The following is a 23,392-nucleotide window of genomic DNA, read 5'->3' as shown; positions in this document are numbered from 1 at the left end:
CGGTGCCCAAGCCTACCCCGGCCCAAAATCTACGCGAGTAGATATGCAAGGGTTCGGTCACGTTTAAGCATCGTCGGCGGCAACCGACGGGGAATGGTCATGGAAAAACGCATGGTCCCGATCGCGGCGTGACACGCGGATGGAATTACTGGGGTTCACAATGCAATGCCAGTCGCTGTACAAATGAAAAAGCATTGTTCGCACAACTGGACAGCTGACATCTTTGCACGTCAACGCAACGATGCAGCCCGAAAGGACCGATATCCGTGGCGCAGCGCGTAGTAGTCACGATCTCCGACGACCTCGAGGGAGGCGAAGCGGAAGAGACGGTCACGTTCGGACTCGACGGCAAGTTGTACGAGATCGACCTCAACTCTGCCAATGCGTCGAAACTGCGCGACGCTCTCGCACCGTACGTGGACGCCGGCCGCAAGCGGGCCCGCTCGGGCAAGACGTACCGCCACACCGCCGTCGCCCCGGACCCGGCCGCGGTGCGCGCCTGGGCCCGGTCGCACGGCATGGAGGTGCCTCCGCGCGGCCGGATCCCCAAGAAGGTCTACGAAGCCTTCAACGAGTCGGCCTGAGTGGCCTGTTCAGCCGAGTTGCACACCACCCCGGGTGTTCCGCTAAAGTCTGGGTCACGCCGAGGGGCGAGGCCGAAAGGCCGAAACCCCGAGGAAGACACCATGCGGGTGTAGCTCAGTAGTAGAGCGCCCCCTTTCCAAGGGGGAGGCGCAGTGTGCGATCCCTGTCACCCGCTCTCATCGCCTATCGGGATCTTCTCGAAGAGGATCAGGTAGAGTGATGCACGCGCCGATCGGTGAAAGCCGGTCGGAGGCATGCGGACGTGGCTCAGTTGGTAGAGCATCACCTTGCCAAGGTGAGGGTCGCGAGTTCGAATCTCGTCGTCCGCTCCAGTTCTGAGGCGCCGGTCGAATCGACCGGCGCCTCAGGCGTTTTCGGCTCCGGAATCCGCGGCCCGGCCGTGGGCAGGGGCGAACCGCACTGCCGTCGAGGGAAAGTGACAGTGCGCCGGATTCCGTGGTCCCGGGAAAAGTGGTCCGCTGGGCCTTCTCCGGGAGGGCTCTTGCCGGGAGGGGCCCGCTGGAAGGGCGTTCGCCCGGAGGGGCGCGCCGGGAGAGGTCCCGCTGGGAGGGGCGTGTGAATGACACCGCGGTGATCCGGGTGCTGCTGGCCGACGACGAGCATCTGATCCGCGGCGCCGTGGCCGCCCTGCTGGCGCTAGAGGACGATCTGCTGGTGGTCGCGGAGGCGGCGTCCGGACCCGAGGCGCTGGCGATGGCGCGGGCGCACCGGCCCGATGTGGCGGTGCTGGACCTCCAGATGCCGGAGGCGGACGGGGTGTCGGTGGCCGCCGCGCTCCGGTCGGAGCTGCCCGGCTGCCGGTCGATGATCGTGACCAGCCACGGCCGGCCGGGGCACCTCAAGCGGGCCCTGGAGGCGGGGGTGCGCGGCTTTGTGCCGAAGACCACATCGGCGCGGCGGCTGGCGGAGATCATCCGTACCGTGCACGGCGGGTCCCGCTATGTCGACCCCGGTCTGGCCGCCGACGCGATCAGCGCCGGGGAGTCCCCGCTGACCGCGCGGGAGGCGGAGCTGCTGGAGCTGGCGGCGGACGGCGCCTCCATCGCGGAGATCGCCCGGCGCGCCCGGCTCTCCCAGGGGACGGTCCGGAACTATCTGTCGGCCGCGGCGGCGAAGCTGGGGGCGGAGAACCGGCACGCGGCGGCGCGGATCGCCCGGGAGCACGGCTGGTTCTGAGCGGCTCCACCGCCGCCCTGAGCTGCCTCGACACCGGGGTGGTAGTTCGCCGGTCGAGGGTTTGGTTATAGTAGAGGCGCGTCGAACCGGAATAGTCCGGCGCATGCGGACGTAGCTCAGTTGGTAGAGCGCAACCTTGCCAAGGTTGAGGTCGCGAGTTCGAGCCTCGTCGTCCGCTCGGTGGACCCAAGGGCCCCGGCCATTCGGCCGGGGCCCTTGGTCGTTCCCGGCCTGCTACTGCCAGCTGGTGCCGGTCAGCAGCTCGTACGCCTCCGCGTACTTCGCCCGCGTCCGCTCCACGACCTCCGCCGGGAGCGGGGGCGGCGGCTGCTCGCCGGTGCGGTCCCAGCCGGAGGCCGGGGAGGTCAGCCAGTCGCGCACGTACTGCTTGTCGAAGGACGGCTGCGCGCGGCCGGGCCGCCACTGGTCGACGGGCCAGAAGCGGGAGGAGTCCGGGGTCAGCACCTCGTCGGCGAGCACCGGCTCGGCGCCCTCCGCGCCCAGGGTCGCCTCCGCGTAGCCGAACTCGAACTTGGTGTCGGCGAGGATGATGCCCCGGGCGCGGGCGATCTCCCGGGCGCGGTTGTAGATGGCGAGGGTGGCCTGGCGCAGCTGGGCGGCGGGCTCGGCGCCGATGCGGTGGGCCACCTTCTCGTACGCCACGTTCTCGTCGTGCTCGCCGACCTCGGCCTTGGTGGCCGGGGTGAAGATCGGCGTGGGCAGCTCGGAGCCGTCCGTCAGCCCGTCGGGGAGGGCGATTCCGCACACCGTGCTGGTCTCGCGGTACTCGGCCAGGCCGGAGCCGGTCAGATAGCCGCGGGCCACACATTCGACCGGGACCATCCGCAGCGACCGGCACACCAGGGTCCGGCCCTCCCAGTCGGCGGGGGCGCCGGGGGGCAGGTCGGTGGACAGGACGTGGTTGGGGACGAGGTCGGCGAGCAGATCGAACCACCAGAGGGAGAGCTGGGTGAGGATCTTGCCCTTCTCGGGGATCTCGGTCGGCAGGACCCAGTCGTAGGCGGAGATCCGGTCGCTGGCGACCATGACGAGCTCACCGCGCTCGTTCTGGTAGAGGTCGCGCACCTTGCCGGTGTGCAGGTGCTGAAGGCCCGGAACCTCGACCGGTTCGGGCTTCTCGACGAATCCGGACACGCTTCCTCCTGGTGTTTTTGTCCATGTGTCCCAGCCCTCCTCGATTCTGCCGCACGAAGGGGCGCCGACCTGCGGCGGGGCGTGGGCCGCGGGGTTCGGCACTCCGGGTTCCGCGGCCCGCGCGGTTCGAACACGTCGTACGAGGAACTCGTGCGGCGGGGCACAACGCACCACAGGTGCCGGGGTCCCGGAGGGGAGGTGTTCTGTATGGCCGACGCGGCGATCGTGGGCAGCGGCCCCAACGGGCTCGCGGCCGCCGTCACCCTGGCCCGCGCCGGGCTGCGGGTGGAGGTGTACGAGGCCGCCGACGCGATCGGCGGCGGGCTGCGCACCCAGCCGCTCTTCGACGGGGACATCGCCCACGACATCTGCTCCGCGGTCCACCCCATGGCACCCGTCTCCCGATTCTTCCGCGAGTTCGGCCTGGCCGCGCGCGGAGTGGAACTGCTGACGCCCGAGGTCTCCTACGCCCATCCGCTGGACGGCGGCCGTGCCGCGCTCGCCCACCGCGATCTGGCGGCCACCTGCGCCCGGCTCGGCCCGGACGGGGAGCGCTGGCGGCGGCTGATGGCGCCGCTGCTGCGGCACAGCGAGGGCGTGGTCGACTTCGTCCTCTCCGGGCAGCGTGCGCTCCCCCGCGATCCGGTGGCACCGCTGCTGCTGGCCACCCGGACGCTCGTCCACGGCACCCGGCTCGGCGCCGCCCGCTTCACCGGCGAGGCGGCGCCCGCCCTGCTCACCGGGGTCGCCGCGCATTCCGTGGGCGCACTGCCCAGCCTGTCGGGGGGCGCGGTGGCGGCACTCCTCGGCCACCTCGCGCACGGCCCCGGCTGGCCGCTGCCGCGCGGCGGAAGCGCCCGGATCGCCGAGGCCATGGCGGACGACATCACCGCGCACGGCGGCACCTTTCACACCGGGCGCCGGATCGACGACCTCGGCGAGCTGGCCGGCGGCGCCCGTGCGGTGCTGCTCGACACCGGTGTCCCGGGGCTGCTGAACATCGCCGGAAGCGCGCTGCCCGCCCGCTATGTCCGGGCGCTGCGGCGGTTCCGCTACGGCCCGGCCGCCGCCAAGGCCGACTTCCTGGTCGGCGAGCCGATCCCCTGGGCCGACCCCGCCGTGGGCCGCGCCGGAACCGTGCACCTGGGCGGTGGCCACGCCGAGCTGGCCCGGGAGGAGACCCTGACGGCGCGCGGGATCCGCAGCCGGGAGCCGTTCGTCCTGCTGGTCGACCCGGCCGTCACCGACCCCGGGCGGGCCCGGCCGGGCAGACGCCCGGTGTGGGCCTACGCCCATATGCCGAACGGCGACGACACCGACCCGGTGGAGCTGATCCGCTCCCGGATCGAGACCTACGCCCCCGGCTTCGGCGACACGGTGCTCGCGGCGCGCGGCATGTCCGGGCGGGATCTGGAGGCGTACGACCCCAACGATGTGGGCGGGGACATCGGCTCGGGCGCGATGACGATCTGGCAGAGCCTGGCCCGGCCGGTGCCCCGGCTCGATCCGTACCGCACCCCGCTGCCCGGACTCTTCCTGTGCTCGTCGGCGACGCCGCCGGGGCCGGGGGTCCATGGGATGTGCGGCTACCTGGCGGCCTTGTCGGCGCTACGCCATAGCTTCGGCATCCGGAAGCCGCCGTCTCTGGCCCCGGTGGCGTAGGTGGTGCCCGACCGTGCCGCCTGCGGCGGGCTGTTCCCCTCCCCGCCCCTTCCCGAAACTGAGGCTCCGCCCCAGACCCCGGCCGGGCGACCCGGATGCGTGCGGGTGTCCGCCCGGCCATCCGCCGCGTCGGTGTGCCGACCGCGATCAGCCCGCCGGAACGGGCGTTCATGGCGGCGACAGCCGACTCGTCGATCCCCGGGGTCCAGGGGCGGAGCCCATGGTTCGGGAAGGGGCGGGGAGGGGAAAGGCCCACCCGCCGGGCACCGGCTCACCCCCGCTTGCAGATCCGATCCAGCAGATTCGCCGTGGCCCGCTGAATCCGCTCATCCGTATGGCCCGGACGATCCAGTCCGGGCGACCATGCGAACGTCCCCGACGCGAAGACCAGAGCGCCGCTCGGGGCCCGGTAGATCGACGTCTCCTGGTGGCGGATGGCCCCCTCCGTGTCCTGGTACGGGGAGTGGGCCAGCAGGATGCGGCGGATGTGCTCGGGGAGGGCGGTGCGCGGGAAGTAGCGGTCGGCCTCGCCCGCGACCAGGCCGGGCAGCTCATCGCCCTCCTCCGCGCCGGTGGCCTCCCACAGCCAGTGGCCGGCGTTGCGCACGATCAGCGGGCTGGGCTCGGGCACCCGGCCCGCGTACTGGATGCCGATCAGCTGCTGTTCGGGCGCGGTCTCCCGCCAGAGCGCCGAGCGGCCGGGGCCGCGGCGCTTGTGGCAGGTCAGCAGCCGGTCCGGGCCGGAGGGCGCGGGGGCGAGCTCGACCTGCCAGTACATGGTGTTGGCGGAGAGGAAGACCAGTGAGGTGCCGCTGTCACGGGCGGACTCCACGGTGCGGCGCATGGGCGCCGACCAGTACTCGTCATGGCCGGGGAAGACCAGGCCCCGGTAGCGGGTGGGGTCGACGCTGCCCGCGTGCAGATCGCGTGTCTCGGCGTAGGCCAGGTCGTAGCCGTAGCGCTCGGCCCAGCGGATGAAGTCATAGGCGTGCCCCACGTGGAGGGGCAGCCCCGCGCCCGCGTACGGCCGGTCGAAGGAGACCGTGGTGGCCGCCTCCGACTCGCCCAGCAGCTTTCCCCCCTCGTCCCAGGCGTGGTAGAGGCTGGCGCCGGTCCGGCCGTCCTCGGGGTAGAGGTTGTACGCCTGCCAGGTGAAGTCCGGGAGGACGAGGAGGAGGTCGGCGGGGCGGGAGTCGCGGACGGTGAACGGGATGTGGCTGCGGTAGCCGTCCACGGTGGTCAGCACCGCGACATACGCGCCCAGCTTCCAGTACGAGGGGATCTGGAGCCGCCAGGACAGCCACCAGTGGTGGCAGGAGACGGTGCGGTCGGCGGTGAGCGGGGGCGGCTGGACGATCCCGGACAGCCGGGGGCTGGTGGTGGTCTTCAGCGCGCCTGCGCCGTCGTAATAGCCGATGCGGTAGATGTCCACACTGAACTGCTGGGGCGGGTCCACCGTGATCCGGAAGTCGATGGCCTCGCCGGGAGCCGCCGCCGAGGTGGAGGTGAAGCCCTTGATCTGCCGGTGGACATCGTCGGCGGTGCGGGGGCCGGGGATCCTGGTCTGGCCCTTCGCGCCGGACCGCCCGGCCGCCCGTTCGACGGCCCCGGAGAGATGGACGTCGTCCACGTACCACGGGACCACCCGGCCGGTGTCGTCGAAGTAGTTCTCACTGTCGCGCAGCCAGGGCAGCGGACCCTGGCCGAAAGGATCCGTCACCCCGTGTGCGAGCGCGCCCGACTCCCAGCGCCGGATCTGGTCCGTCCCCACAACTGCTCCCCTCCCTGCGTACCCGGCGGCGCCTCGCCTCGCTGCCTCGCACACCGCACCGCCGAGATCCGGCCTTGTGGGCCGGGCTGCGGGGTCGGTCTGGCGGTCCGGGCCGGTGGGCCGGAACTCCTGGGCCGGGTAACAGCGACCGGTCCAAGCACATCACATTACGCACCCACTCCGTCACCGATAGTCGCGAATTTGCCGGAACAGACACCGAACGCGCGACAAGACTGGACATAGGATCGGTATCCGGTTGGTGTAGGGGCGCTGTGCGCACGATGCGCGCGCCGAACGCGCCTACACCAGCCGGACAGGCTTCTCCGGACGGACCCCCACCTCGCCGAGCCAGGCGCGCAGCGGCCCGTCGTCGCCGTCCTCCACCAGGCTCAGCACCGGATGGGCCAGATCGGCCCGCCGCCGCCCGCCGACGAGCAGCGCGGGTCCGTCGAGCCAGTCGAGCCCCGGGGTCGCGCCCGCGGTGTCCACGGCGGCGCAGCAGACCATGGCGGTGACATGGTCGGCGAGCAGCTCCCGGCCGGTGCGGGGCGGCTGGAGCGGGAACGCGGGCGCGAAGCCGTCGATCCACGGGTCGCCGCCGCAGCCGCCCGCGGGCCCCTCCGCCCCCGCGGCGGGCCCCTGGCCGTGCGCCCGGGTGGCGGCGGCCTCCTCGCGAGCCACCTCCACGCTGAGCCGGGCGGCGAGGCGGGGGGCACCGCCGTCAAGGCCGCCGTCGGAGCCGTCGGAGCCGTCGGGGCCGTCGGCGGGGTCGGCCGGGAAGTCGGCCGCGTCGGCGGTGAGCCGGTCGATGACCCGGGCCAGGGTGGGGGGCACGGGCGCGCTCGCGGAGGACGGTGCGGAGGTGGCGCCCACGCGGTCGTGGGTGTCCTCCCGCTCGTCCAGGAGCCGGTTCAGCCGGGCGGCCTCCTGCCGCCACTTGCGGTCCACGACCTCCTCCGGATACGCGCCCCAGTCGACCGGGGACCAGTCGGGGCCCGGCTCCGGCGGGCCGCCGTGGAAGAGCCGGGCGGCGAGCAGCGAGGTGGCCTCGTCCATCGCCCCTGGCTCCTCCAGGAGGTCGCAGGCCGGGCGCTCGCTCAGCCGGGAGGTGAACCCCTCGGCGAGCCGGTCGCGGCGGGAGAGCTCGGTGAGCGCCGCGACCACGCCCGCGTCCAGCCGGGAGGGCCAGCGGCCCATCCGCCAGGCGGGCAGCGCGACCCGGGTCAGCAGCCGGTCCCAGCCCGCGTAGGCGAGGCCCACCTGCTCCTGGGCGACGATCCGCAGCCCGTAGTCGACCGACTGGGCCCGCTCGGAGGCGGCCGCGGCGACCGCGCGCTCCATCGCGGCCGCGTGGTCCCGGCAGCCGCGCAGCAGCAGCCGGGCGACCCAGCCGACGAAGGCGAACGCGGGGCGGCGCACCGCCGCCACGAGCGCGGACGCGGGGCCGGACGGCGGCTCGCACCCGCGGCCGCGGGCCGCGACGGCCACGGCGGCGTCTAGCCCGCGCACGAAGCGGCGGGCGGCGGCTATGTCGGGATGGACGGACGGGCCGGTGCCCGCCACCACCGGGGCGAGCAGCGCGCGCAGCTCGGCGACCCGCATCCACCACAGGAACGGCGAGCCGATCACCAGCACCGGCGCCTGCGGGGGGCGCCGCTCGGCGCGGTCCAGGATCCGGTCCCGGTCCGCGCCGGTGGCGGGGCCGGGCCCTCCTCCGGTGCCCCGTACGGAGCGGGCGGGGCGGGTCTCCTCGACCGCGAGGGCGCCGCGGTCCCGGTGCTCCCGGCGGTGGGCGTGCGCCGGATGCGTACGGTCCTCCAGCCAGCTGTCGCAGTCGGGGGTGAGCGCTATGGCCGATGGCGCGGGCACCTCCAGGCGCTCGGCCAGATCGCGGACCAGCCGGTAGAGGTCGGGCGCCGTCTCCTCGGCGATGGGCACAGTCGGGGTGAGCGCGGGCCTGGCCCGGACGACGACGGCGGCCACGGCCGCCGCCAGCAGCAGGACCAGCAGGGCGCCCCCGGTCACCACCCACCGCAGGGCCGTCCAGCCCTGGTCCTGGGAGCCACCGATGCTGCCGGTGGCGCTTCCGGCCAGCAGCACGACGGCGGCGGCGGCCGGGAGCAGTGCGACCGCGAGCGCGGTGCTCCGGATGCGCAGTACCGCGAGGGCACGGGCGCGCGCCTCCAGGGCACCTGCTTCGGGACCTGCCACGGTTCTCATCACCCCCTACTGTCCGGCCGGTGTTGTGAAGACCGGCGCTTGAAGAGCGGACGACGGCGGCGTTGTTTTCTCCCCACCCACTGTCGCATCGGGCGCCCACTCCGCAATGCCGGTGGGCCAGTTGCCGCACCTTGCCTGAGCGGCACACTAGTTGGGGGCCGGGCGTGCGTCAGCAGGATGCGGAAGCGCTCACCCAATGGAATGGCCTTGGGTAAAACCGGGAACTTCGCGATGGTGACGCTCGGCCCCGTGTGAACAGGCGGAAGCGGGCTTCGGGGGCGTTCGCGGGCGCGTGTGAGGGTCCGTTCGGGGCGGTTGAGACACTTCTTACAGCGTCTGTCCTCGCCCCTTCGGCCCCCTCTGCACGGATTCCCGCTTACGAGGTGGTGTCCGCCGCCGCCTTCGCGGCGATGTCGGAGCGGTGGTGGGAGCCCTCCAGACCGATCCGGCCCACCGCGCGGTAGGCCCGGTCGCGCGCCTTCTCCAGGTCGGAGCCGGTCGCGGTGACGGAGAGCACCCGGCCGCCCGCGCTCACCACCTCGCCGGACGCCTCGTCCCGCTTGGTGCCCGCGTGCAGGACGTACGCCTTGGGGCCGTCCTCCTCGGCCACCTTGTCCAGCCCGGTGATCGGGTCGCCGGTGCGGGGGGTGCCCGGGTAGTTGTGCGAGGCGACGACCACGGTCACGGCGGCGCCGTCGCTCCAGCGCAGCGGCGGCTCGGCGTCGAGGCGGCCGACGGCGGCGGCGAGCAGCACGGCGGCCAGCGGGGTCTTCAGCCGGGCCAGGACCACCTGGGTCTCCGGGTCGCCGAAGCGGGCGTTGAACTCGATCACGCGCACCCCGCGCGAGGTGATCGCCAGGCCCGCGTACAGCAGCCCGGAGAAGGGCGTGCCACGGCGGCGCAACTCGTCGACGGTGGGCTGGCAGATCGTGGCCACGACCTCGTCCACCAGCGCGGGATCGGCCCAGGGCAGCGGGGAGTACGCGCCCATGCCGCCCGTGTTCGGGCCCTCGTCGCCGTCCTGGGCGCGCTTGAAGTCCTGGGCGGGCTGGAGCGGGACGACGGTCTCGCCGTCGGTGATCGCGAAGAGGGAGACCTCCGGGCCGTCCAGGAACTCCTCGATCACCACCCGGCCGCAGGCCAGCGCGTGCGCACGGGCGGCCTCGAGGTCCTCGGTCACCACGACGCCCTTGCCGGCGGCGAGGCCGTCGTCCTTGACGACGTACGGGGGGCCGAAGGCGTCGAGCGCCTCGTCCACCTCGGCGGGGCTGGTGCACACGTAGGCGCGGCCGGTGGGTACGCCGGCCGCCGCCATCACGTCCTTGGCGAACGCCTTGGAGCCCTCGAGCCGCGCCGCCTCGGCGGACGGCCCGAAGGCCGGGATCCCGCGCTCGCGCACGGCGTCGGCCACCCCCGCGACGAGGGGGGCCTCCGGCCCCACGACCACGAGACCCACCTCCAGGGAGGCGGCGAGGTCGGCGACGGCGGCGCCGTCGAGCGCGTCGACCGCGTGCAACTCGGCCACGTCGGCGATGCCGGCGTTGCCGGGGGCACAGTGCAGTGCGGTGACGTCGGGGTCGAGGGAGAGAGCGCGGCACAGGGCGTGTTCGCGGGCGCCGCTGCCGATGACGAGGACCTTCACGGTGTGCAGCCTATTGCCTTGGGTGGGGGGTGCTGTGCGGTGGGGTTGCCGCTGTGTGCGGTTGCGGTCGCCGCGTGCTTGCGTGGGGCGGCGGCGTGGGGTGATGGGTGAGGTAGCGGTGAGGCGGCGCCGTTGGGCCGTAGGTGAGGTGTTCGGGTGCGGGTTTCGTCTCGCGCCTTCGGCGCATTTGAGCATGGGGGCGGGGGTGGGGGGCGCGGGCCTCGTCGCCGAGTGCCGAGCCGGTGGGAGTGGGGGCGTGGCGGCTTCGGTGGTTGGGGGCTGAGGCCGTTGCCGGACCGTCGGGCCCCGGGCGGCAGGCCCCCGGAACTGTCGGGGCGCATGGCCGTCGGGGCCGACTGGGTGTTGGGCTGCTAGGGCCGCCAGGGTGCCGGAGCGTAGGGCGTAGGGCCGCCGGGGGGGGCCGGGTGCCGGGGGCCGAAGTCGCCAGGGTGCCGACCGCAGGATGGGCCGACCGCGGGGGTTGGGGGGTACCCCTGCGAAAACGTTTGACAAATTAGTTGCTCCAGATCAAGCGTTTTTTGAAGGGGTACCCGGAGAGGCCGCCCGGGACCCAGGAAGCCCGCACTCCGGATCGGACCGCGCCCCCACACACCGCTGAGCCGCCACCGGCACCCACCCCCGCCGACCCGGCGCCCGGCGACGGCGCCACGCCCCCCACCCCCTGCCCCGCTGCTCAATTGCGCCGAAGGCGCGAGACGAAAGCCGCACCCAACCGAGCCGAACACCCCAACACAGCCACCCACCACCCCCACCCTCCGCGCCCCTACACCGCGAGCCAGGGGCACTCTTTTGGGTGAGGAGTGGGTGGTTCTATACCCGATGGGACAGCCCTTACGGACTGAAATCCCGTGATCGGGTCCTCGTGGCCAGCCGTTCGGCGGTAGGAATGGTGGTCGCGCATCAGCCGCGCGCCAGAGAAACGCCGCCGCAGAGGGAGTTGCACGGTGAGTCAGCCGGAGATGCAGCCCGAGGGGCTCCCTCGGCAGGAGGGTGCGAGGAAGCAGGGTGACCTGCTCGGCCGACCCTTCCCGCACGGCGACTGGGGGGAGCCCGCCGAGCGGCTCGACGAGTTGTACCAGTGGGTCGAGGAGGGCGCGCTGGAGGTCGCCGCCTGGTACCTCGCCGACCGGGTGTGGAAGCGGCGAGCCGCCCGGGTGCTGCGGATGGGGGCCGCCGTGGCGGGCGTCGTGGGGGCCGTACTGCCGCTGCTGGATCTGAACGGCGCGCTGGACGGCGGCGCCGGCTGGGGCGCCCTGGCGCTGCTGCTGGCGGTCGCCTGCCTCGGCGCCGACCGGTTCTTCGGGCTGACGTCCGGCTGGATGCGGGACGTGGCCACCGCACAGGCGGTGCACCGGCGGCTGGAAACGTTGCAGTTCGACTGGGCGTCGGAGAGCGTACGGGAGGTGCTGGGCCCCACCGAGGGCACCGCGAGCGAGGCCGTGGAGCGGTGTCTGGCCGTGCTGCGGCGGTTCTGCGAAGACGTCTCGGACCTAGTGCGGGCAGAGACGGCGGGCTGGATGGTGGACTTCGGGTCCGGTTCGGCGCCGCTGGTCACACAGTCGCTGATGGCCCAGGGCCCCCGCCCGGACAGCGGGAGCCCCGCGAGCCGCTTTCCGCTGCCGCCGAGCCCGGCCCGGCCCAATATGCCGCGGCAGCGTCCGCCGGAGCCGCCTCGCTGACAGCCACGACGCCGGTCGGAAGCGCTCCTCGGAGACAGCCCCGGGGACCGCTCGCCGGGACCACTCGCCGGACGCCGTCACCGGACGCGGTCACCGGAAACGCTCGCCGGAAACGCCGACCGCAACGGCCGGACAGCCTCGCGGAGCAGCCGCGGCCCAGCCCTCAGCCTTGCGGAACAGGCCCGGCCCAGCCGTCAGCTGAAGACGATCATCGAGCCCTGCCCCAGGCTTCGCGTCGCCGCCGCATGCAGCCCCAGCCACACATGGCGCTCTCTCGCGAAGGGGCTGTCCTCGTACGGGACGGACGCCGCCGGCTCCTCCAGGCTCGTGGGGCGGGCCGGGGGCGCGGGGGCGGCCGGGGGGTTGGACGGGTCGATGCCGAGCGCCGGCGCGACCGCCTCCAGCTCGCGCAGCAGTCCATGGCTGGACCCCAACGGACCGCCGCCCTCGAGGAGTTCATCGTTGGACAGCGGGCCCTGGAAGTCGACGGGGACATACGCGCCCGCGTGGTCGTAGTGCCACACCAGATGCGACTGCTGGGCCGTGGGCTCGAACATCTCCAGCAACTGCTCGTAGTCCCCGCCGAGTTCGTCCACCGGCGTCACCGCGAGTCCGCACAGCTGAAGCAGATAGGCACGGCGGAGAAAGTGCAGCGCGTCGTAGTCGAAACCGGCCACCGGGGCGACATCCCCGGACAGTCCCGGCATATAGCTGAAGACGGGCACGGGCGGCAGACCGGCCTCACTGAGTGCCTTGTCGTACGCGGCGATCTCTTCGGCGAAGGGGTTGTCGGGGCTGTGGCACAGCACATCGACGAGGGGGACCAACCAGAGGTCACATGCCACGCGATCTCACTCTCGTATCCGTACGGTCGATGGTCGGCCCAGCGTAATGCCCCGCGTACGCCGCGCGAAGAGTGCGGGGCGCCAACCCTGGGGGGTCGATTCGCCCGTGGGCGCCCCGGCTTCCCCGGGCTCCGGCTCGCTCGCCGCCCGGGGCAACCGCCCCTGGGCCAGGGGGAGTTCGAAAAGAGTTCAGGAGGAGATCAGAAGGAGCTCAGGAGGAGTTGACCTCCGGCGCCCGGCCCTGCGCGCGCATCTCCTCCCCTGCCACCAACCGCTCGATCAGCGCACGGAAATGCGTGTTGTACGCCCCTATGAGCCGCTCCGAGTCATGCGGATCCCCGCGGGTGACCGCCGCCGTGAGTTCGCAGTGCCCCGTCCACAGCTGACCCCGCAGATCGGGTACGCGGCGCAGATACGGCACCGTGAAGACCCAGGTCTGCACCCGCAGCCGCTGAAGGAAGTCCAGGACGTACGGATTGCCGACCAGCCCGCAGATCTCCCGCCAGAAGCGCAGGTCGTAGCCGATGAGGATGTCCAGGTCACCGGAGCGGGCGGCCCGTTCGGCCTCCTCGGCCCGCCGCCGCACCGAGGCCAGCGCCTGCGGGGTCATGGCCTTCAGCGTCTGCTCGACGTAGTGCCGGAAGACGCCCTCGACCACCATCGTGCGGGCGTCGACCATATGCCGGAAGTCCTCGATGGTGAACTCGTGGACCCTGAAGCCCCGGTGCTCCTCGACATCGAGCAGCCCCTGGGAGCACAGGTCCAGCAGCGCCTCCCGTACGGGGGTCGCGGAGACGCCGTACTGCTGGGCGATCTCCTTGACGGTGAACTGGCGCCCCGCAGGGAGCCGGCCCGCGAGCACCTCGTCGCAGAGCGCGTCGGCGATCTGCTGCCGCAGAGTGTTCCGCTTGACCGGGCTGGCGCCTGGCACGGGCATCGAGGACCGTCTCCTTCCACGGCCGTCGATGTAAGAAAGCGGACGGCCCTCGCATCACGATATGCGAGGGCCGTTGCGCGGAATACGCAGAGTGCGTCGGTGGTCTACACCGGGCAGTGGTCGGGCGGCGGCCAGGGGCAAACGGGCAGCGCCCGTGAGACCGGGGCTTCCGGGGGCCCCGGGCCGCGGAGGCGGCTACACCGTATGCGCGTCGGCCGCGCCCAGCGCCTCGTCCAGGATCGCGAGCCCCTCCTTGGCCTCGGCCTCGGTGACCGTGCACGGCGGCACGACATGGGTGCGGTTCATGTTCACGAAGGGCCACAGACCGCCGCGCTTGCAGGCCGCGGCGAAGTCGGCCATCGGCTGGTTGTCCGCTCCGCTCGCGTTGTACGGGACGAGCGGTTCGCGGGTCTCCTCGTCCCTGACGAGGTCGAGCGCCCAGAAGACGCCGAGGCCGCGCACCTCACCGACCGAGGGGTGGCGCTCGGCGATCTCCCGCAGCCCCGGGCCGATCACGTTCTCCCCGATCGCGGCGGCGTTCTCCACGATCCCCTCCTCCGCCATCGCGTTGATCGTCGCGATGGCCGAGGCGCAGGCCAGCGGGTGGCCGGAGTAGGTGAGACCGCCCGGGTAGGGGCGCTGGTCGAAGGTCGCGGCGATCTCGGCGGAGATCGCGACGCCGCCGAGCGGCACATAGCCGGAGTTGACGCCCTTGGCGAAGGTCAGCAGGTCCGGGGTGACGCCGAAGTGGTCGGCCGCGAACCAGTGGCCAGTGCGGCCGAACCCCGCCATGACCTCGTCGAGGATGAAGACGATGCCGTAGCGGTCGCAGATCTCCCGGACCCCGGCCAGATAGCCGGGCGGCGGGACCATGATCCCGGCGGTGCCGGGGATGGTCTCCAGGATGATCGCGGCGATGGTCCGCGGGCCCTCGAAGGCGATGGTGTCCTCGAGGTGGCGCAGCGCGCGCTCGCACTCCTGCGCCTCGCTGTCGGAGTGGAAGGGCGAGCGGTAGAGGAACGGCGCCCAGAAGTGCACCACACCCGCCGAGGCGGTGTCGGAGGGCCAGCGGCGGGGGTCGCCGGTGAGGTTGATCGCGGCGGCGGTGGCCCCGTGGTACGAGCGGTAGGCGGAGAGCACCTTGGACCGGCCGGTGTGCAGCCGCGCCATGCGGACCGCGTTCTCCACGGCCTCGGCGCCGCCATTGGTGAAGAAGATCTTGTCGAGGTCGCCGGGGGTGCGCTCGGCGACCAGCCGCGCCGCCTCGGACCGCACGTCCACGGCGAAGCCCGGTGCGATGGTGCACAGCTTCGCGGCCTGCTCCTGGATCGCGGCCACGACCTTGGGGTGCTGATGGCCGATGTTGGTGTTCACCAGCTGGCAGGAGAAGTCGAGGTAGCGCTTGCCGTCGTAGTCCCAGAAGTACGAGCCTTCGGCGCCCGCGATGGCGAGGGGGTCGATCAGGCCCTGCGCGGACCAGGAGTGGAAGACATGCGCACGGTCGGCGGCCTTGACGGCGGCGCCGGCCGCGGGGTCGGAGCTGGGCTGCACGGACACGTTCGGTACCTCGGATCGCTCGCGGGTCGGGGCGGAACCAGCGTACGGACAGCGCCCCCGGGCCCGGCACCGACAGGCTGTCAGGGTTTACGCCGCCCCGCCGACACCCTGCCGGGCGTCCGGTGCCCCGTGACCGTGGCCGGTGGCCGAGGCGGGCTGTCCGGATTTCGCTCCCCGGCCCGGGAGTGACACAGGACGGATACGGAACCGATAACGGATCGTCCGCGTCGTCCACTTCGCTCTCAGCCGCCCTTATTCTCTCCGGGGGGCTGATCAGGGGGATTCAGGGGAAGGGACGATCGACGCATGGAAGACCTGGGGGCCGAGGACCCTCGCTGGATCGGTGACTACCGGCTGGTTCGGCGCCTTGGCGCGGGTGGCATGGGCCGGGTGTTCCTGGCCCATTCGTCCCGCGGCCGCACGGTGGCGGTGAAGCTCGTCCAGACCGAGCTGGCCCAGCAGGCCGAATTCCGGCGGCGGTTCAAACAGGAGGTGCGGGCCGCGCAGCGGGTCGGGGGCGCGTGGACCGCACCGGTGCTGGACGCCGACACCGAGGCCGCCACCCCATGGGTCGCCACCGGCTATATCGCCGGTCCCTCCCTGCACGCGATCGTCTCCGAATCGGGCCGGCTGCCCGAGCGGACCGTACGGATCCTGGCCCACGGGCTCACGCAGGCGCTCCGCGACATCCACGGCGCCGAGCTGGTCCACCGGGACCTCAAACCCTCCAACGTCCTGATCACCATCGACGGTCCGCGGGTCATCGACTTCGGGATCGCGCGGGCGCTGGAGACCGTCACCGACGGCATCCTCACGCGCAGCGGCGCCGTCGTCGGGTCGCCCGGCTTCATGTCGCCCGAGCAGGTGCGCGGCGAGCGGGTCACCCCGGCCAGCGATGTCTTCTGCCTCGGCTCGGTGCTCGCCTACGCGGCCACCGGCCGTCAGCCCTTCGGCACGGCCGACAGCGGGGTGCACGCGGTGATGTACCGCATCGCCCAGGAGGAACCGGACCTGGAGGGGCTGCCGGAAGGGCTGCACGAGCTGGTCACCGACTGCCTGAAGAAGGCCCCGGACGACCGGCCCTCGCTGGACGCGCTGCTGGAACGTACGGCGGGCGCCGATGACGACGGCGAGCCGTGGCTGCCGGGCGGGCTCGTCGCCCAGCTCGGACGGCATGCGATGCAGCTGCTCGAGGTGGAGACGCCCGCGGGGCCGGGGGTGCCCGCGCGCCCCGCCGTACCGCCCGCGGCCGGGGCGGCGGGCCCAGCCGTACCGCCCGCGGCGGGCCCAGCCGTACCGCCGCCGCCCGCCGCGCCGCCGTCGGCCACGTCGTACCCCCTGGCTCCGGCGGAGCCCCCGACGCCCCCGCCACCGACCACCCCGCCGCGCCCCACGGGGGCGCCCCAGGCGGGCGCGCCACTGCCCCCGGCACCGTCCACTCCGCCCGCGGCGGGTGCGGCAGGCCCGGCGGGTGCGGCGGGTGCGGCGGGTGCGGCGGGTGCGGCGGGTGCGGCGGGTGCGGCGGGCCAGGCTGAGGGCGGCGGCCACGCCGCCGGACCATACGCCGACGCAGGACAGACTGCCGGACCCGCGACGCCCAGCGCCACACCGCAGCCGGGCGGAGACCAGAGCACCCCGGACCCGGCCGCCGGGCCGCAGGCAGGCGCGGGCCAGGGCGCCTCGGGCCAGGCCGGTGCGCCGTCGTCCGCCGCACCACAGGCAGCCGCACCGTCGGCCGACCCACGACAGACCGCCGGACCGCCCCCGCAAGCGGCCACGCCTCACAGCACTGCGCCCGAGCCAGGCGCCCCGCAAGTCGGCACGCACCAGGGCGCCCAAGGCCAAGCCCCCTCAGGGCCCAGCGGGTCGGCCCCCGGGCCATGGGACGGTACGCCTTCGCACGACCCACGACAGGCCGCCGGGCCGCAGGCAGGCGCGGGCCAGGGCGCCTCGGGCCAGGCCGGTGGGCCGCAAGCTGCCGGGCCTTCGGCCGCCCCCGCGCACGGAACGCCCGGCGGGCAGGCCGCCGCCTCGCCCGCAGTGCCGGGCCAGCCGCAGGCCGGGGCACCCGCCGCGGCCGCCGACCGGCCCGGCTCCGGCAACCCGTACGCCGCCGCACCCGGAACTCCCGGCGGGTCGCAGGCCGGAGGGCCGTTGCCCGGACCCGGACAGGGCGCGGCAGGGCAGGCCGCCACACCTCCGGCGGGCGCGGCGCGGGCCGACGCGATGGGTGAATCCGCCGCGGCGCCCCACGCGCCCGGTAGCGCCGCGCCGGGGCACGGCGTACCGCACGCGGCCCCACCCGCGGCACCCGCGGCACCCGCGACACCCGGCGGACCGCCCGCCGCGCCCGGCCACGGCGCGCCCGGCAACGCCACCCCGCCGCAGGCCGGTGCTGCCGCCGCGGCTCCCAACTCACCCGGTCCGGCCGGGCCCTACGCCGCCGGGGCGTACGGCTACCCGGCACAAGCCACGCCGCCGCAGGCCACCGGCGCCGACCGCGAGCCGCGGACGCCGCCGAACGCCTTCGGGCCGCCCGACGTCACCTCGTTCGGGGCGGGTCCCGCCGCCGGTTCGCCCTCCGCCGGGTTCGGCGGGCCAACCGGTCCGAGCGGACCCGGTGCGCCGAGCGGACCCGGTACGCCGGGCGGACCCGGCGGGGCGCCCGTGCCCAAGAGGCGCCGTAAGACGCTCATCGTCGTCTCGGCCGCCGTCGCCACCCTGCTCATCGCGGGGGTCACCGCACTCGCCGTGATCAACGGGAACGACGACAAGGGCGACCGGGCCAAGACCGACTACGACAAGATGACCCACACCCCGCCCAATGGCCCGAGCACCGCCGACTCCAAGGCGCCCGGGGGTGGTTCGGCCGGGCCCGATCCGTCCGCGACCAAGCTGGAGACGACGGGCGATGTGCCCACCGAGTATCTGGGCGCCTGGGAAGGGGAGATCAAGGAGAGCGGCTCGTCCACCGGCAAGATCCGGCGGGTCGTCCTCTCCCAGGGGCCGGTCGGCGCGTTCGTCGCCGAGACGCTGACCTCCGACTCGGACTCGTTCTGCCAGGACTCGGCCAAGCTCAAGTCGGCGGACAGCCTGCTCCTCATCGAGGACGAGGAGGTCGCCACCAGCATCCCCGAGGACAGTTGCAGCACGGTCGGCGAGCAGACCCTGCGGATAGGCAACGACGGCACCCTCGCCTGGAGCACCACGGACGGCTCCTACGAGGCGACGCTGCGCCCCTCGAAGACCGGCGGCAAGCCCATCCCCTCTCCGTACGTGGGCACTTGGCTGGCCAAGGACGCGTTCGGGAAGCCCGACGCCACGTTGAAGCTCACCATCGAACAGGGCGCGATCGGCACCGTCGTGGCCCAGCAGGTCGCGGACAGCAAGAAGTACCACTGCGAGGGCGACCGGGTGCTGGCCTCGGTGGAGAAGGGGCTCGTGCTCAGCCCCTCGAAGTTCACCGGGGGCACCCCCAAGAATCTCTGTGGACCCGGCACGTCACTGACGTTCACCTCATCCGGACATGACAAGCTGCGTGTCGAATATGACGACCCGGACGATTACAGCGATGAGACGATGACACAGACGTTCACCCGCCTCGACTGATCGGCCGATCGGCAGAGGGACTATCGGCACAGGGACAGGAGCCACACCGCGATGGAGAACCTCGGGGCCCAGGACCCGCGGTGGATCGGCGAGTACCGGCTGCTCGGCAAGCTGGGCGAGGGCGGAATGGGCCGGGTCTACCTCGCCCGCTCCGCCCGCGGCCGCACCGTCGCGGTGAAGCTCGTACAGGCCGAACTCGCACGACAAGCCGACTTCCGCGGCCGCTTCAAGCGGGAGGTGGAGGCGGCGAGACGGGTCGGCGGGCAGTGGACCGCGCCCGTGCTGGACGCCGACACCGACGCCGAGGTGCCGTGGGTGGCCACGGGCTATATCGGCGGTCCGTCCCTGCACAGCGTGGTCGCCGAGGACTTCGGGGCGCTGCCCGAGCGCTCGCTGCGGATCCTGGCGAACGGACTGGCCCTCGCGCTGCGCGACATCCACGGCGCCGGGCTGATCCACCGCGACCTCAAGCCGTCCAACATCCTCGTCACGATCGACGGTCCGCGCGTCATCGACTTCGGCATCGCGCGCGCCCTGGACCCCGTGGGCACCACCACGGGCGGCAATCTGACGATGACCGGCGCGGTGGTCGGCTCGCCCGGTTTCATGTCGCCCGAGCAGGTGCGCGGTGAGCCGGTCACGGCCGCGAGCGATGTCTTCTGCCTCGGCTCGGTGCTCGCCTTCGCCGCCACCGGACGTCAGCCCTTCGGCAACCTGGACAGCGGTATCCACGCCCTGATGTACCGAATAGCCCAGGAGGAGCCCGATCTGGTGGGGCTCCCCGAGGGGGCGCGCGGGCTGGTCACCGCGTGTCTGAACAAGGACCCGGCCAAGCGGCCCTCGGTGGACGACCTGGTCGCCGCCACCCAGCCGGTGGCCGATGACGGCGAGCCCTGGCTGCCGGGCGGGCTGCTCGCCCGGCTGGGGCGGGACGCCCTCCAACTGCTGGAGGTGGAGGCCGAGAACGCTCAGCCGGACGCCGTGGCGCCACAGCAGGGCCCGTCGGCGTACGGCCATCCGCAGGCCGCCGCGCACACCCCGCCCGGCCCCTCCGCGTACGGCACGCCATCGGCGTACGCGACCCCCCATGCGCACGCCGCCGCGGGTCCCGCGTACCAGGTGCCCACGCAGCCCTGGCAGGGCGGCTATCAGGCGCCGTTGGGCTTTCCCACACCGGGCACCCGGCTGAGGCCGATCCGGGGTCTGGCCACCGCGCTGATGAGCATGTTCGGCATCTGGCTGGTGCTGACCCTCCTCGACATGGCGCTGAACATCTCGCTGCTCGACACGTACTTCGCCATCGACGCCGGCGACGTCAGCAAGGATGTGCTCTACAGCAAGCGGAGCGATGTCCAGGCGATGGGCAGCGGCACCGGTGTCGCCGCGCTCGTGCTCGTCGTGCTGTGGCTGGTCTGGTTCCGCACCGCCTACATCAACTCGACGGTGCTCAACCCCGGCCGGCAGCGGTTCGGCAGCGGCTACGCCGTGGGCGCCTGGTTCATCCCGGTCGCCCAGCTATGGCTCCCCAAGCAGATCGCCAACGACGTCTGGACCTCCAGCACTCCCCCGGGGCCCGGACGGCGCGGACGCGCGGTGCTGCACTGGTGGTGGACGTTCTTCGTGATCATGTTCCTGATGTTCCCGGTGAACGGGACCAGCGAGATCATCAGCGACAACATCCGCGAACAGCGGCCCGGCGTCATCGTCAGCATCGTCGACGACTCCATCGGCATCCTGACGGCGCTGCTGGCCATCGCCGTGGTGCGGCGGATCACCAAGATGCAGGAGCAGCGGGCCGCGCGGCCCGTCGGTCAGGCGCAGCAGCCCGCCGGGGTGTTCGGCCCGCCCGCGGCGTAGTGACGCCGGCGCGCGGGCCGCGCTCCCGTGGCGGGATCAGCCGCCGTGGCGCGGGCGGCCGCGCTCCCGTGGAGGGTTCAGAGGAACGAGTTGATCTGGATGGTCTCGTCGCGGCCCGGTCCGACGCCGATCGCCGAGATCGGGGCGCCCGACATCTCCTCCAGCGCCTGGACGTACTTCTGCGCGTTCTTCGGGAGGTCGTCGAAGGTCTTGGCCTGGGTGATGTCCTCCGACCAGCCCGGCAGCGTCTCGTAGATCGGTGTGGCGTGGTGGAAGTCGGTCTGGCTGTACGGCAGCTCCTCGACCCGCTTGCCGTCGATCTCGTAGGCGACGCACACCGGAATCCGCTCCCAGCCGGTGAGCACGTCCAGCTTGGTGAGGAAGAAGTCGGTCAGGCCGTTGACCCGGGTCGCATAGCGCGCGATGACCGCGTCGAACCAGCCGCAGCGCCGGTCGCGCCCGGTGGTCACACCGCGCTCGCCGCCGATCGTGCGCAGCTTCTCGCCGTCCTCGTCGAGGAGCTCGGTGGGGAACGGGCCCGCGCCGACGCGGGTGGTGTACGCCTTCAGGATGCCGATCACGCGGCTGATCTTCGTCGGGCCCACTCCGGTGCCGGTGCAGGCGCCGCCCGCGGTCGGGTTGGAGGAGGTGACGAAGGGGTACGTGCCGTGGTCGACGTCGAGCAGGGTGCCCTGTCCGCCCTCGAAGAGCACGACCTGGCCCTGGTCGATGGCGTTGTTGAGCACCAGGGTGGTGTCGGCGACATAGCCGCTCAGCTGGTCGGCGTAGCCCAGCAGCTCCTCGACGACCTGGTCGACGGCGATGGCACGGCGGTTGTAGAGCTTGGCCAGCACCTGGTTCTTGGAGTCCAGGGCCGCCTCGACCTTCTGCCGCAGGATCGACTCGTCGAAGAGGTCCTGGACCCGGATGCCCACGCGATTGATCTTGTCCGCGTAGGCCGGGCCGATACCGCGGCCGGTGGTGCCGATCTTCCGCTTGCCGAGGAATCGTTCCGACACCTTGTCGAGGGTCGTGTGATACGGCGTGATCAGATGGGCGTTACCGCTGATCAGCAACTTGGACGTGTCGACGCCGCGCTCGGCAAGACCGCTCAGCTCGGAGAGCAGGACCGCGGGGTCCACGACGACACCGTTGCCGATGACCGGGGTACAGCCGGGCGAGAGGATTCCGGACGGGAGGAGGTGCAGCGCGTACTTCTGGTCGCCGACCACCACGGTGTGGCCCGCGTTGTTACCGCCCTGGTAGCGCACTACATAATCCACGGAACCACCGAGCAGATCGGTGGCCTTTCCCTTGCCCTCGTCACCCCACTGAGCACCGAGCAGCACAAGTGCGGGCACAGGCGTACACCCCTTCCGGGCGGGGCATGTCCAACGTGCATGGTGACGCGCGCCACCACAAGAGCCGTCGAACCGGTGCCCCGGATAGACGAAGCCCCTGGCGCAACAGCGACAGGGGCTCTTGCACCGAGAGATTACCTGAGGAAGGACCGAGGTGTCGGCTCCAGATCCCCGGCCCCCTGCGCCGGACACCGCCCGGGGGCGCCCGCTGCTCATGGTCATCGACCCCAACGCCCGCCGCACGGACGGGGAGTCGGTGCGGATCGCGAAGGATGTGCTCTGCGCGGGCGCACAGACGAAAATCTGCCTGCCGGACACCCCGGAGGAGGTCGAGCGGGCGCTGGCCCGCCGAGGCGCCCGCCGGCCGGTGCTGGTGGGCGACGACCGCGCCCTGCTGCGCATGGTGGAGCTGCTGCACCGGCGGCGGGAGCTCGCGGACGCCACGCTGTCGGTGGTCCCGGTCGGCGGCTCCGCCACGGTCGCCCTGGCCCATTCGCTCGGGGTGCCGACGGACGCGGTCGCCGCGGCCCGTACGGTCCTCGACGGCACCGCGCACCCACGTGACCTGCTGGTGGACGAGAGCGGCGGAGTGGTCCTCGGCGGTCTGCGGATCCCCTCCGGACGCGCTCCCTACGGTGCGCACGGGACGCCGGGCGGCGGATGCGGCGGAGCGCCAGGACCGGATGGGCACGGCCCCGGGCCGCACGGCGACGGGGCGGGAGGCCGGGACTGCCACTGCGATCCCCGCGCCCATGACCACCGGGCCGAGGACGGCGAGAGCGACGAGGACGGCGGCCCGCCCGGCCACGGTCCACAGGGCGATGACCACCAGCCGTGGTGGATCCCGGCGGCCCGCACCGCCCGCACCGCGCTGACGCTGCTCTCGCTCCCCGTGATCGGGCTGTCCGGCGGCGGCGCCCGGAAACCGCCGCATCCGCCGCCGCAGCGGCTGCGGATCGAGGCGGACGGGGTGCTGCTGACCGATCTGGACCGGCCGGTGGAGCGGGTATCGGTATCGACGGCCGCACCGGGCGGCGGACTGGCCGAGGTCGTGGTCCATCCCCACGCGGCGGACGGCCCGCTGCGCACTCGGGCGCGGGCCGTCACCGTCTCCGGCCCGGACTTCCGCTATCACGCGGACGCGCTGATCCGGGGCCCGGTGCGCAGCCGCACCTGGACGGTCCTGGCGGAGGCGTGGAGTCTGATGCTGCCGCACCGCCCTTGAGCCCCACTCGCGCGGGCGCCGGGCGGAAGCCGCCACGGCGCCCAGGCGGGCGGCACCGGGCGGGTGCCC

At 73.0% G+C, this 23,392-nt stretch carries 15 protein-coding genes and 3 tRNA genes; 10 read left to right on the top strand and 8 right to left on the bottom strand.

The window, feature by feature from the left end:
- Positions 1-266: 266 nt before the first annotated feature.
- The 5 genes from AB0E24_RS13985 (at position 267) to AB0E24_RS13965 (ending at position 1,960) form a co-directional block, all read left to right on the top strand.
- Entirely contained in the window at positions 267-584 is a 318-nt protein-coding gene (locus AB0E24_RS13985) for a histone-like nucleoid-structuring protein Lsr2 (protein ID WP_069872784.1), read from the top strand.
- Between the two features lie 104 nt (positions 585-688).
- A tRNA-Gly gene (locus tag AB0E24_RS13980) sits at positions 689-760 on the top strand.
- Between the two features lie 81 nt (positions 761-841).
- Positions 842-917: transfer RNA gene (locus tag AB0E24_RS13975), tRNA-Gly, on the top strand.
- Between the two features lie 259 nt (positions 918-1,176).
- Positions 1,177-1,782: a response regulator transcription factor gene (locus AB0E24_RS13970; protein ID WP_069872891.1), complete on the top strand. Its 606-nt coding sequence runs from the start codon at positions 1,177-1,179 to the stop codon at positions 1,780-1,782.
- Positions 1,783-1,887: 105 nt separating this feature from the next.
- Positions 1,888-1,960, top strand: a tRNA-Gly gene (locus AB0E24_RS13965).
- A 56-nt stretch (positions 1,961-2,016) separates the two neighbouring features.
- Here the strand turns inward: AB0E24_RS13965 and AB0E24_RS13960 are convergent.
- Positions 2,017-2,937 (bottom strand): phosphoribosylaminoimidazolesuccinocarboxamide synthase, encoded by a 921-nt coding sequence (locus tag AB0E24_RS13960; protein ID WP_069872782.1) that lies wholly within the window; start codon positions 2,935-2,937, stop codon positions 2,017-2,019.
- Between the two features lie 207 nt (positions 2,938-3,144).
- Between AB0E24_RS13960 and AB0E24_RS13955 the strand changes: the two genes are divergently transcribed.
- Positions 3,145-4,599 (top strand): phytoene desaturase family protein, encoded by a 1,455-nt coding sequence (locus AB0E24_RS13955; protein WP_359376904.1) that lies wholly within the window; start codon positions 3,145-3,147, stop codon positions 4,597-4,599.
- Between the two features lie 271 nt (positions 4,600-4,870).
- Here AB0E24_RS13955 and AB0E24_RS13950 read toward each other — a convergent pair whose 3' ends face one another.
- The 3 genes from AB0E24_RS13950 to purD all read right to left on the bottom strand — a co-directional run bounded on the left by AB0E24_RS13950 (position 4,871) and on the right by purD (position 10,232).
- On the bottom strand, positions 4,871-6,370 hold the full coding sequence (locus AB0E24_RS13950) for a N,N-dimethylformamidase beta subunit family domain-containing protein (RefSeq protein WP_359376901.1): 1,500 nt from the start codon (positions 6,368-6,370) through the stop codon (positions 4,871-4,873).
- Positions 6,371-6,670: 300 nt separating this feature from the next.
- On the bottom strand, positions 6,671-8,590 hold the full coding sequence (locus tag AB0E24_RS13945) for a hypothetical protein (RefSeq protein WP_359376898.1): 1,920 nt from the start codon (positions 8,588-8,590) through the stop codon (positions 6,671-6,673).
- A gap of 376 nt (positions 8,591-8,966) precedes the next feature.
- Positions 8,967-10,232, bottom strand: coding sequence for a phosphoribosylamine--glycine ligase (gene purD / locus AB0E24_RS13940; protein ID WP_359376895.1), 1,266 nt, complete (start codon positions 10,230-10,232; stop codon positions 8,967-8,969).
- A gap of 965 nt (positions 10,233-11,197) precedes the next feature.
- Between purD and AB0E24_RS13935 the strand changes: the two genes are divergently transcribed.
- Positions 11,198-11,932 (top strand): SLATT domain-containing protein, encoded by a 735-nt coding sequence (locus AB0E24_RS13935; RefSeq protein WP_069872770.1) that lies wholly within the window; start codon positions 11,198-11,200, stop codon positions 11,930-11,932.
- A 194-nt stretch (positions 11,933-12,126) separates the two neighbouring features.
- Here the strand turns inward: AB0E24_RS13935 and AB0E24_RS13930 are convergent, their stop codons facing one another.
- The 3 genes from AB0E24_RS13930 to AB0E24_RS13920 form a co-directional block, all read right to left on the bottom strand.
- Positions 12,127-12,777, bottom strand: coding sequence for a putative DNA-mimic protein (locus tag AB0E24_RS13930; RefSeq protein WP_069872768.1), 651 nt, complete (start codon positions 12,775-12,777; stop codon positions 12,127-12,129).
- Positions 12,778-12,988: 211 nt separating this feature from the next.
- The gene (locus AB0E24_RS13925) at positions 12,989-13,714 is read right to left on the bottom strand and encodes a GntR family transcriptional regulator (protein ID WP_173963249.1); all 726 of its coding nucleotides are present in this window, start codon (positions 13,712-13,714) and stop codon (positions 12,989-12,991) included.
- A gap of 195 nt (positions 13,715-13,909) precedes the next feature.
- Entirely contained in the window at positions 13,910-15,271 is a 1,362-nt protein-coding gene (locus AB0E24_RS13920) for an aspartate aminotransferase family protein (protein WP_232640307.1), read from the bottom strand.
- Positions 15,272-15,577: 306 nt separating this feature from the next.
- Here AB0E24_RS13920 and AB0E24_RS13915 point away from each other — a divergent pair, with 306 nt between their 5' ends.
- Together AB0E24_RS13915 and AB0E24_RS13910 are read left to right on the top strand one after the other, a co-directional pair.
- Positions 15,578-18,880: a serine/threonine-protein kinase gene (locus AB0E24_RS13915; RefSeq protein WP_359376889.1), complete on the top strand. Its 3,303-nt coding sequence runs from the start codon at positions 15,578-15,580 to the stop codon at positions 18,878-18,880.
- Between the two features lie 51 nt (positions 18,881-18,931).
- Positions 18,932-20,737, top strand: coding sequence for a protein kinase domain-containing protein (locus AB0E24_RS13910; protein WP_069872762.1), 1,806 nt, complete (start codon positions 18,932-18,934; stop codon positions 20,735-20,737).
- 77 nt (positions 20,738-20,814) lie between these two features.
- Here AB0E24_RS13910 and AB0E24_RS13905 read toward each other — a convergent pair whose 3' ends face one another.
- On the bottom strand, positions 20,815-22,098 hold the full coding sequence (locus AB0E24_RS13905) for an adenylosuccinate synthase (RefSeq protein ID WP_069872760.1): 1,284 nt from the start codon (positions 22,096-22,098) through the stop codon (positions 20,815-20,817).
- Between the two features lie 214 nt (positions 22,099-22,312).
- Between AB0E24_RS13905 and AB0E24_RS13900 the strand changes: the two genes are divergently transcribed.
- Positions 22,313-23,323 (top strand): hypothetical protein, encoded by a 1,011-nt coding sequence (locus AB0E24_RS13900; RefSeq protein WP_359377048.1) that lies wholly within the window; start codon positions 22,313-22,315, stop codon positions 23,321-23,323.
- The last annotated feature ends 69 nt before the right edge of the window (positions 23,324-23,392 follow it).

It is taken from the genome of Streptomyces malaysiensis subsp. malaysiensis (assembly GCF_040653035.1).
Taxonomy (GTDB): domain Bacteria; phylum Actinomycetota; class Actinomycetes; order Streptomycetales; family Streptomycetaceae; genus Streptomyces; species Streptomyces malaysiensis.
This window is presented reverse-complemented; position numbering and strand designations above follow the sequence as displayed.